The following is an 11,757-nucleotide window of genomic DNA, read 5'->3' on the forward strand; positions in this document are numbered from 1 at the left end:
ACCTACAGCAATGCGGAAACTCTGAATATTAACTTAGGTTCAGGTGCAGACGACTTCACCATTAATAGTACCCAGACTGGACAAACCAATCTGAATACTAATGCGGGTGCTGATACAGTCCGCATTAAGACCATCAGTGGTGCAACAAACGTTTCCACTGGTACAGAAGACGATAATATCCAGATTTCTAACGACAGCAACACGGTAGATACTATTGCTGCTTCATTAACAATTAGTGGGGATGGGGGAACTGATACCATCACTGTTAATGATTCTAGTGATACCAACAATAATACAGGCATATTAACCAGCACCAATGTGACTGGTTTAGATATGGCTGGAAGTATTACCTACAGCAATGCGGAAACTCTGAATATTAATCTGGGTTCAGGTGCAGACAACTTCACCATTAACAGCACCCACACAAATCAAACCAATTTGAATACTAATGCAGGTGCAGATACAGTTCGCATTAAGACTATTAGTGGTGCAACCAACGTCTCCACTGGTACAGAAGACGATAATATCCAGATTTCTAACGACAGCAACACGGTAGATAATATTGCTGCTTCATTAATAATTAGTGGGGATGCTGGAACTGATACCATCACTGTTAGTGATTCTGGAGATACCAACGATAATACAGGCATATTAACTAACACCAATGTGACTGGTTTAGATATGGCTGGAAGTATTACCTACAGCAATGCGGAAACTCTGAATATTAACTTAGGTTTAGGTGCAGACAACTTCACCATTAACAGTACCCACACTAGACAAACCAATTTGAATACTAATGCAGGTGCTGATACAGTTCGCATTAAGACCATCAGTGGTGCAACCAACGTCTCCACTGGTACAGAAAACGATAATATCCAGATTTCTAACGACAGCAGCACGGTAGATAATATTGCTGCTTCATTAACAATTAGTGGGGATGCTGGAACTGATACCATCACTGTTAATGATTCTAGTGATACCAACAATAATACAGGCATATTAACCAGCACCAATGTGACTGGTTTAGATATGGCTGGAAGTATTACCTACAGCAATGCGGAAACTCTGAATATTAACTTAGGTTCAGGTGCAGACAACTTCACCATTAACAGTACCCACACTAGACAAACCAATTTGAATACTAATGCAGGTGCTGATACAGTCCGCATTAAGACCATCAGTGGTGCAACCAACCTTTCCACTGGTACAGAAAACGATACCATCACAGTTGGCGACGACAACAACACAGTTAATAACATTGCCGCAGCACTGACCATAAGTGGAGATGCTGGGACTGATATCATCACTGTTAGTGATTCTGGAGATACCACCGCTAATACAGGCATATTAACCAGCACCAATGTGACTGGTTTAGATATGGCTGGAAGTATTACCTACAGCAATGCGGAAACTCTGAATATTAACTTAGGTTCAATTGCAGACAACTTCACCATTAACAGTACCCACACAAATCAAACCAATCTGAATACTAATGCGGGTGCTGATACAGTCCGCATTAAGACTATTAGTGGTGCAACAACAGTAAGTTTGGGTATAGAAAACGATAATATCCAGATTTATAACGACAGCAGCACGGTAGATAATATTGCTGCTTCATTAACAATTAGTGGGGATGCTGGGACTGATACCATCACTGTTAGTGATTCTGGAGATACCACCGCTAATATAGGCATATTAACTAACACCAGTGTAACTGGTTTAGATATGGCTGGAAGTATCACCTACAGCAATGCGGAAACTCTGAATATTAACTTAGGTTCAGTTGCAGACAACTTCACCATTAATAGTACCCACACTGGACAAACCACCCTGAATACCAACGCAGGTGCAGATACAATCCGCATTAAGACTATTAGTGGTGCAACCAACGTTTCCACTGGTACAGAAAACGATAATATCCAGATTTCTAACGACAGCAACACGGTAGATAATATTGCTGCTTTATTAACAATTAGTGGGGATGCTGGGACTGATACCATCACTGTTAATGATTCTAGTGATACCAACAATAATACAGGCATATTAACCAGCACCAATGTGACTGGTTTAGATATGGCTGGAAGTATTACCTACAGCAATGCGGAAACTCTGAATATTAACTTAGGTTCAGGTGCAGACAACTTCACCATTAACAGCACCCGCACTGGACAAACCAATCTGAATACTAATGCAGGTGCTGATACAGTTCGCATTAAGACTATTAGTGGTGCAACCAACGTCTCCACTGGTACAGAAAACGATAATATCCAGATTTCTAACGACAGCAACACGGTAGATAATATTGCTGCTTCATTAATAATTAGTGGGGATGCTGGAATTGATACCATCACTGTTAATGATTCTAGTGATACCGACAATAATACAGGCATATTAACCAGCACCAATGTGACTGGTTTAGATATGGCTGGAAGTATTACCTACAGCAATGCGGAAACTCTGAATATTAACTTAGGTTCAGGTGCAGACAATTTCACCATTAATAGTACCACTGCCAATGTCAGTAACTTAGTCATAATTAACGGTGGTGCTGGTAACGATAACCTGCAAGTAACAAACATCAACGGCTTGAATCAGCTAGTCGTAGTCGGGGGAATCGGAAATGACAACCTCACAGTTCAGCAATCTACCAACACCCACACAATCCTAGTAGGAGATGAAGCCACCATCCAATACACAGATAGTTGGCTGAGTCAAATTACCAGTAACAGTGGTAATGGCAACGACACCATTACACTAAACAGTGGCAAAAATACAGTCCTCGCAGGCGCAGGAACCGACACCATTACGACCAACAACGGCACAAACCGTAACATTCTTCTAGGAGACAACGGTATAGCCAAATTCAGTGCCGGGAACCTCACTCAAATTACTAGCACTGATAACGGTAGCGGTGGTCAAGATATCATCCAATTGAATGGAGGATTAGAAAACCTAGTCATCGGTGGGGCTGGCAGCGACACAATTACAAACGCTACACCAGGTAACAGGGGCAACAACGACAGCGATGTCATCTTCGGCGACGAAGCCGACCTCACCGTCACCAGCGACGGCTACGATATCACCTCCATTAACCCCAACAACGGTGGTAACGACACAGTACAAGCCCTAGACAATGCCCAAAAAGTAGTAGTAGGTGGCATAGGTGATGACAACATCACCACAGGTAAAGGCAACGACCTAATCACAGGAGGTAACGCCCGCATCCGTCGCATCTTCAACGGTGTTTGGAACTCCTTGATCACCTTCATCTCTGGTACAGGAACAGACAACGATATTCTCAGAGGAGGGGATGGTAACGACACAATCTATGGTCAAGCAGGAAATGACAGCCTCTACGGAGAAGCCGGAGACGATGTATTAAGCGGTGATGAAGGATCTGACTTTATTGATGGTGGTGCAGGAACAGACCGCATGAGTTACCAAAGCTCTACCAGTGGCGTAATCGTCAATATAGATAGCACCAAAGGCTATCAAGGTACGGATGGTATCACCTTTACCTCACTCACCCAGTCCACACCACTGGTTACCAACCTAGAACCAGTTTTTAACATAGCCGCTAACACAGCCCAAGACAGCTTTGGCAACCTTGACCAACTAGCCAACTTTGAAAACATCACCGGTTCAAACTATAACGATATCCTCATTGGTAATGCCCTTAATAACAAAATAGAAGGTTTGGCCGGAGACGACATTCTCATTGGTAACGCGGGCAATGACAGCTTAGAAGGCAACGAAGGCACTGATACCGTCAGCTACCGCCGCGACCCACTAGCAGTAATTGCTAACCTCACCACTGGCATTGCTACTGATGGCTTTGCCAATACCGACAGCCTCACCAACATTGAAAATTTAATTGGTAGTTCCTATAACGACGAATTGACAGGTAATACAGTCAAGAACCGGATTTACGGCGGTGCCGGCAATGACACGATTTTAGGTGGAGCAGGCAACGATGAACTCTATGGTGAAGATGGTAATGATACGATTACTACTGGCGCAGGTGATGACATTATCTATGCTGGTGAAGGGACTAACATCATTAATGCTGGTGACGGTAATAACACCATTTACGGTGGTAGTGGCAACGATACAATCACTACAGGCTCAGGTAATGACGTGATCTACGCCTTCGGGGGTGATAACATCATCAATGCTGGTAATGGACTAAACACAATTACTACTGGTGCTGGTAGTGATACCATCACATCTGGCAATGACAAGGACATCATTCAAGCTGGTGATGGCAACAATACGATTAATGCTGGCAATGGCGATAATGAGATTACTACTGGGGCTGGTAATGATAGAATTACCACTGATATTGGTAAGGATATAATCTTCGCTGGTAATGGTTACAACTACATCACGACTGGGGATGGTAATAAAAATATTACTGGTGGTGATGGACGTGATGATATCTTTACTGGTAGCGGTGATGATGTTATTATTGCTGGCAATGGTGACAATAATATTAATGTCGGCAATGGTGCTAATAATATCAAGACTGGTTCTGGTATTGACAGTATCACTTCTGGAAGTGGTAATGATATAATTGATGCTGGTAATGGTAATAATACTGTTAATGCTGGTGATGGCAATAATACTGTCACTACTGGCTCTGGTAATGACAGAATTACCACTGGTTCTGGTAATGATACGATTTACTATGGCGACGGTATTGATGTGATTAATGCTGGTCTTGGTACTAATGTTATCAAAAAGTCGAAGTCATAAGTGAGTCGATAAGAGTAGGGATATTATTGTTCTGGTGGGCAATGCCCACCCTACATAGCGCTTGCTTGCTGAATAAAACTGAAACCTTTTATCCCACATTCAGCATGAGTAAATATACTCAAAATATTTTTCCCAGCAGGTTATTTTGTCAAAAAAAGAATTTCATAAAACAGCTAAAACCCAATCATAATAACCACTTCATGCTTTTTGCCATCTAGTGGTCTGTCAAGCAAAAAATTGTGAATTTGAGAGAGAATAGAGGGGCTATTCACTGTAAATCCCACATTCCGCAGATGTGACTCAGATTATTGATATTTTTACGATATTTTTGAAAAATTCCAGTCAGGAGAATTTTATCTACCTAATTTTTCTGGCTGAGGTTAACATTATCTGCCAAAAAATAAAGCCTATTAAGTAACTTAATTTTACGAGGTTTTAAAATAGATTTTCTCTTTCAATTAAAGTAGTTATTTCGGATAAAATAAACATGACAATTGCAGCCAAGAATATTTACATCTTCACCTGAGTTCGACGGAAGAGAATAACTTACAAGTGTTGACTGGAAAGAGTTTCAGGATTAAATGAATTTTTAGCGGTTATCAATAATTTCCGGTTATTGACAATTTCTTGGGAATAAATAATATAAATTGTAAATTTTTCTTAAAAACCATTAAATTACAAAATGTCATTGCGTAAGCGTTGCGTGGCGTTAGCCATATGGAACGAAGTGAAATGAAGCAATTCCAAGGGTTGTGATTGCTTCCCTTCGCTCGCAATGACTCTAAACTCATGAAATCAGATTCACAAAATACTATTAATCATGCCAACGGTGAGGAGACATCTGTTTAATTATCTCATCTTCATAACCAGATACAAACTTAGCAAACCGGACAGCTAAAGGAGGAACAAAAACAAAAGAACTAGTAAAACCAGAAAATAGATGCAGTCCTGAAAATTCAGAAATAGCACCAATTAAAGGTAATTTATCCTGAGTAAATGCGACTAAACAATGATGCCATATTCCTGGTACATTTCCTAAACTTGGTAATATTTTCGTGATGCTTTCTCGTAACCATTGTTCACTTGCTGCTGAGTTAATTTCTGCTTGCGGATTTACTAAAAATCGGCTAACTTGACCTAAGCGCAAACTACCGTCCAAAAATTGTACCACACCAGCATCTAAAATTGGTGGTAGTATTTCAGTATCTGGGTTATCCCATAATTCATCAATTTGAGTAGATTCTGCTTCTAATTGAAATCTTTGCAAATTTGCTGGTGATACTAAGGTATGTAATTTAATATCCAAAGGTGGTGTTTCAATGATTTCTGCATGAGAAAAATATATTTTCGCAGCAATACCCATTGATTTTAGTAATTGACGATTAATTCCCCCAGCACAAATAACAACATTATCACCATGAAAGGTAGTGGTATTTGTTTTCACACCTGTACATTTTTTAGAGGGTGTCGTGATTAATTCTAAAAAATTCCCAAATTCAATTTCTCCTCCTAAATTTACCATAGCTTGAATGTAAGCTTGAGTAATTTTTTCTGGGTGAACATGACCATGTTTAACAGTTAATGCACCAGATATTACTTCAGGATTTAATAAAGGTTCTAATTCACAAGCTTCTTGAATAGTAATTAACCGCGGAGAAATCAAAACTTCTTGATAGGATTGAAGGATAATTTCAGGATTCATATCCACAGGAATAGTCATTAATAAATCTAATTTCCGAAATTGAGTATCTGCATTTAATTCCTGTGATAAGATACGGTGACGGGTAATACCTTCCTTACATAATTGTTGTGTAATTGGTGTTTTTCCTGACCAAAAACTAATTCCACCATAACTATAACGAGTAGCATTTTGAGATATTTCATATTGTTCTAACAAAAGGACAGAAAATCCGATTTTTCTTAGTTCATAAGCAAGTGCAGCACCAGTAATTCCCGCACCAATAACAATCCAGTCGTAAGTTTTCATAATTTCGATATTTAAGATTTAAAATAAATTACACCACAATACAGTTAAGTTAAAAATGCTTTTTCTCTGTGTCCTCTGTGCCTCTGTGGTTTGTTTTAAAAAAGAGTTTTATTCCTAACAGAAACCTATTGAATTATACCATGTTTTTCTAAGGGACTTCCAACAGATAAATTGTCCCAAGAAATTTGTACATTTGTCGGGGCGGAAGGTTTTACGACTTGGAGGTGGGATGTTTTTTAAATTGGAAGTCCCTAAAATTGCTGCAACCCGTAAAATTAAAGCTTCATTATAATTGACGATTTCAGCGATATCTTTGATTTTCTCAAAATCGGCAATTACTCCATCTTTAGATTCTTCATTTATTGGTAAATCCAATAATAAAGACATTTGATGAACATATTCTTGAATCCAAAAATTATTATTTTCCATTTTTGTAAAGTAAGCATTGCTTACTAAAAAAATATATAATTATCCAAGATAAGTAATTGGACAAAAATATTTACAGTCATTGCGAGGGAAGGGAAGCAATCACAACCCTTGGAATTGCTTCATTTCACTTCGTTCCATATGGCTAACGCCACGCAACGCTTACGCAATGACATTGTGTAATTAATTCTGTCTCACTACTTAATTATATATTAAAATTGTATTTTATTTTTAACATTTTTAACAATAAATAAGATATTAGATCCCCGACTTCTTAGAGAAGTCGGGGATCTGACTTTTGACTTTTGCAATGTTTACAAATCAAATAGCATTGCTAAGTAATTGGACAAAAATATTTACAGTCATTGCGAGCGAAGGGAAGCAATCACAACCCTTGCGATTGCTTCATTTCACTTCGTTCCATTCGCAATGACATTGTGTAATTAATTCTGTCTCACTACTTATATATTTGATTATAAATGGCTCATTTTATAATGAAGGCTCTATAATAAAATAGTTTGAATTATAACCCCTTTTTTCAATATGACAACTAGCGATATTATAACCAAGGTGGACTATCTCCGCATCAGTTTAATTGATCGCTGTAATTTTCGTTGTCAATACTGTATGCCATCAGGTGCAGAACTTGATTATATTATCAAGGAACAATTGTTAACTGATGAAGAACTGCTTACCCTCATTCAAGAAGTATTTATCCCTGTCGGTTTTACCCGCTTTCGCTTAACTGGTGGTGAACCTTTACTCCGTCCCCACTTAGTTGATTTAATTGAAAAAATTGCTCATCTTCCCCAAACCGAAGATTTAGCAATGACCACAAATGGGTTTTTACTCGCTCCTATTGCTCAAAGCCTCTATGATGCAGGTTTAACAAGAATTAATATTAGTTTAGACTCTTTAGATCCACATATATTTGAAGAAATTAGCGGTAATCGTGGGCGTGGACGTTGGCAACAAGTATGGCAAGGTATCCAAACTGCGTATAATGTAGGATTTGACCCATTGAAATTAAATGTGGTAGTAATTCCTGGTGTTAATGACCATGAAATTTTAGATCTAGCTGCTTTAACTATTGATAAACAATGGCACGTCCGATTTATTGAGTTTATGCCTATTGGTAATGAAGACTTGTTTGGCGATCGCGGTTGGGTATCTTCAGCCGATTTGCGTCAATCAATCCGTGAGCGTTGGGGATTGACAGAATCCCAAATTCGTGGTAACGGACCGGCTGATGTATTTCAAATTCCTGGGGCTAAAGGTACAATAGGATTTATTAGCCAAATGTCAGAATGTTTTTGCGATCGCTGTAATCGGATGCGTTTAAGTGCCGATGGTTGGCTACGTCCCTGCTTATTAAACGAAACAGGTCAAATTGACTTAAAAACTGCTTTACGTGCTGGCATTAGCACCACCGACTTACAATCACAAGTCAGACAAATTTTAAATATCAAATCAGAAATCAACTTTAAGCAACGCGACTCTGGTACTGTCGGCACATACACCCGTACCATGTCGCAAATTGGCGGTTAGTCATGAGTCAGTTGTTCGTTGTCAGTTGTTGCTTTTTTAATAACCACTGACCACTGACCACTGACCACTGACTATTACGCTTGACGTGAGTAGTATTCCACCACGAGTAGTTCATTAACTTGTAGTGCTACCCATTCCCGTTCAATTACACTATTGACCTTACCAGATAACTTGGTTTTATCAAACTCTAGATGACTAGGCAAGTTAGCTAAACCGGGATATTGCAAGTTAGCTTCCACCAACTTCTTAGAAGCTTCTCTGTTTCTCACAGCGACTTCTTCACCAGGACGGCATTGATAGCTGGCAATATTTACTGGTTTGCCATTAACAGTTACATGACCGTGATTTACCAATTGACGGGCGGCAGGGATTGTCGGAGCCATACCCATGCGGAAAACCGTATTGTCCAGGCGCATTTCTAACAATTGCAGCAACACCTGTCCTGTAGAACCAGCTACTCGTCTAGCTTTACGGACATAACGCAGCATTTGTTTTTCAGTTAAACCGTAGTTCATGCGGAGTTTTTGCTTTTCCTCTAAACGGATAGCATACTCAGAGCGCTTTTTACGGTTTTGACCATGTTGTCCAGGGGGATAAGCACGTCTAGCACTCTTGCGAGTTAAGCCTGGTAATTCGCCTAAACGACGGACAATTCTGAGGCGGGGTCCTCTATATCGGGACATGAGTTTCCTTAATTTAATCCTTCTAAAATTTTATTCAGACTTACCATTATGGCATAGTTCCCAAAAGCATAGACATTTTATGGCTAAATTGTCTTTTAAGTAGTGAGACAGAATTAATTACACAACGTCATTGCGAATGGAACGAAGTGAAATGAAGCAATCGCCAGGGTTGTGATTGCTTCCCTTCGCTCGCAATGACTGTAAATATTTTTGTCCAATTACTTATTTACCGCTAATATTCACAAGAAATCAATCCGTTGAATTCACCACTTTTCGGTGATTGCACTGACATTCCTTGATGGTAGAAAATTGGGACTAGATTCTACGGTAGCATAACCTTGGTGGAATCGAAAACGGTTATGTTAACAAGCGAAAAAAAATGAGTAACTTTGGGAACAAAAAAAACAATTATTCCTTCAGAGGATTTACAGCATCATTTATAACTATAGGTGGATTACTAATCGGTAGTTTACCTACTCTGGCTGTTACCGATTCCTACGAGAATGACTATCGAGTTTGTGCTGCCCAACTTTTGAGTGTGGGAGTTACAGCTACATCAGCATCTCAAAGTTGTGCTTCGGCAATTCGCCCACGAGAGTTATCCTCATGTGTAGCAAAAATTCATAAGCTTACACAAATCACACCTGTGGATGCCCTTTCTTCCTGTCGTCAGAGTCGCAGTCCACAGGATTTAGCAACCTGTGTAGTTAGCATTAGTAAAAGTTATCAGGGTTCAGAAAATCTAGCTACCTTAACATCCTGTGGTCGCAGTTTGTTACCAGTAACCTTTGCTGAGTGTGTAGTTGGTTTACGTCGGGAAATTGATTTGAGTCCTGTTCAAGCATTAACTACTTGTATTAGTGCCAGTGAAGGATCTAGTGGTTTTGGTGCCGTGTCTACAAAGCCATTGGGTTTTAACCCCAAGCCGTAGACTTTCGCCTTGACCCTCAACTCCCATGAGTAAATAGATTTACAACGTAGGGTTGGTAAATATGCCACCCTACGCAACATAAAAATTTTGTTTTCTATTCATCTTTATTACCAACAACCATCTGTAAGATCATCGGAACTCCGCCTTCTTTGTGATATTTATCACCCCAAGACCGAATAATTTCATCTAGTTCCTCCATTGCTGGCTCAATCCAATCAGGTGGAATATCCAATTCTTCCACAGCCCGCATTGTGTTTGGTTTGCGCTCCGCCCAATATTTCATCATGCGGAAATACCGAGCCGTGTCCTCGACCATTGTGTATGTACGTTCTTGGTCATCGGCTGGAGCATAGAACGGACGGGTGAGAGCATAAAAGGGCATTCCCCAGGGACAATCAATGCGTGTTACCGTTCCTGAATACAGTAGACGACGCTTAATATGTTCGGCTAATGCTTCACTCAAGGGCATCTGATGGCTAGGGGGTAGGTCTTCCTGCGATCGCTTATGAAGAAAGTCAATTAACTCCATAAATTCAAAAGAGGAGACTAACTTCGCATCAGGAAGATTGTCTGGGAGCTTTTGCTCAATTTGTTTTTTCTCTTCACTGGTCAAACTCGTACCGGGGACGCGGGATCTTCCTGGTATCCAAGGATACTTTTCCATCCAGACATAGGGAAGTTGGATCAGATAGCGCGGTTCTTGAGAACCCAGCATTTTTAGCAGTTTGCCTTCGGTTAAAGCAAGTCTTACTTCTTCAACAATGATTTTTACTCGTTTTGGCTCAAGGTGGTGCAAATGACCAGTCATTCGCAGATTTTGTCCTTGCTCTAGATAAGTCATGTAAATTGCACACTTGGCTGCTGTTGCGGCTGCATCTAAAAATGCTCCATGCCTATGGCCACTTGTACGCATGGCACTAAATGCCAGATAAAGCATGATCTGATCCATCGCACTAGGTCCAAGACGCTTGATCAGATCGATGTCGTTGGTCATATTCTACAGACGGATAAATGGCTTGTTTACAAGTGTGATATTGAAATCAAACTAAGAATTATACACCCAGTTGGATACAAATATTTTAAATCTAAACCTAAAATTGCTGTTTGACTCGGGAATTTTTAGGCGGTAAATACTGAGGGTGTAAATTGATGGTTTCTCACATCGGACTAACTAGCCCCTTCCCCTGGTAAACTCAAAGACTTTAGATACTCAGGGTGTTGGGATGCAGGGGTATAGGGTAAGACGGAGGAACGTTAGATTGATTTACATTTTGTATCTTAATAACCTATTATAACTGCCTATTCCTGAAATATCTACATATTTTCCAAGAATTTTTCCAGAAGTTTTTTGCTGATAACTTTATATAACAGGAGTCAGAAGTCAGGAGTCAGAGAAAAAAGAAAATTCCCCACTCCCCTCCCCACTC

Annotated in this window: 7 protein-coding genes; 3 read left to right on the forward strand and 4 right to left on the reverse strand. The window is 39.8% G+C overall.

The genetic code is table 11. The annotated features are described in order from the left end of the window. Positions 1-4,755, forward strand: a 4,755-nt coding sequence (locus tag AN486_RS24280) for a hypothetical protein (RefSeq protein WP_290602828.1), incomplete at its 5' end; no start/stop codon positions are given. A gap of 814 nt (positions 4,756-5,569) precedes the next feature. Here the strand turns inward: AN486_RS24280 and AN486_RS24285 are convergent. Beyond that, entirely contained in the window at positions 5,570-6,742 is a 1,173-nt protein-coding gene (locus AN486_RS24285) for an FAD-binding oxidoreductase (protein WP_168636159.1), read from the reverse strand. A gap of 114 nt (positions 6,743-6,856) precedes the next feature. Continuing rightward, the gene (locus AN486_RS26770; protein ID WP_053538822.1) at positions 6,857-7,171 is read right to left on the reverse strand and encodes a DUF4089 domain-containing protein; all 315 of its coding nucleotides are present in this window, start codon (positions 7,169-7,171) and stop codon (positions 6,857-6,859) included. Positions 7,172-7,729: 558 nt separating this feature from the next. Between AN486_RS26770 and moaA the strand changes: the two genes are divergently transcribed. Further along, entirely contained in the window at positions 7,730-8,716 is a 987-nt protein-coding gene (gene moaA / locus AN486_RS24295; protein ID WP_290602829.1) for a GTP 3',8-cyclase MoaA, read from the forward strand. A gap of 74 nt (positions 8,717-8,790) precedes the next feature. On the opposite strand, the gene rpsD is transcribed toward moaA, so the two are convergent. Next, the gene (gene rpsD, locus AN486_RS24300) at positions 8,791-9,399 is read right to left on the reverse strand and encodes a 30S ribosomal protein S4 (RefSeq protein ID WP_027401392.1); all 609 of its coding nucleotides are present in this window, start codon (positions 9,397-9,399) and stop codon (positions 8,791-8,793) included. 379 nt (positions 9,400-9,778) lie between these two features. On the opposite strand from rpsD, the gene AN486_RS24305 reads away from it, so the two are divergent. After that, positions 9,779-10,330: a hypothetical protein gene (locus AN486_RS24305; protein ID WP_053538821.1), complete on the forward strand. Its 552-nt coding sequence runs from the start codon at positions 9,779-9,781 to the stop codon at positions 10,328-10,330. Positions 10,331-10,424: 94 nt separating this feature from the next. Here AN486_RS24305 and hetR read toward each other — a convergent pair whose 3' ends face one another. Then, positions 10,425-11,324, reverse strand: a complete 900-nt coding sequence (gene hetR, locus AN486_RS24310; RefSeq protein WP_027401391.1) for a heterocyst differentiation master regulator HetR — start codon at positions 11,322-11,324, stop codon at positions 10,425-10,427. Positions 11,325-11,757: the final 433 nt, after the last annotated feature.

Source organism: Anabaena sp. AL93 (genome assembly GCF_001672085.1).
Taxonomy (GTDB): Bacteria; Cyanobacteriota; Cyanobacteriia; order Cyanobacteriales; family Nostocaceae; genus Dolichospermum; species Dolichospermum heterosporum.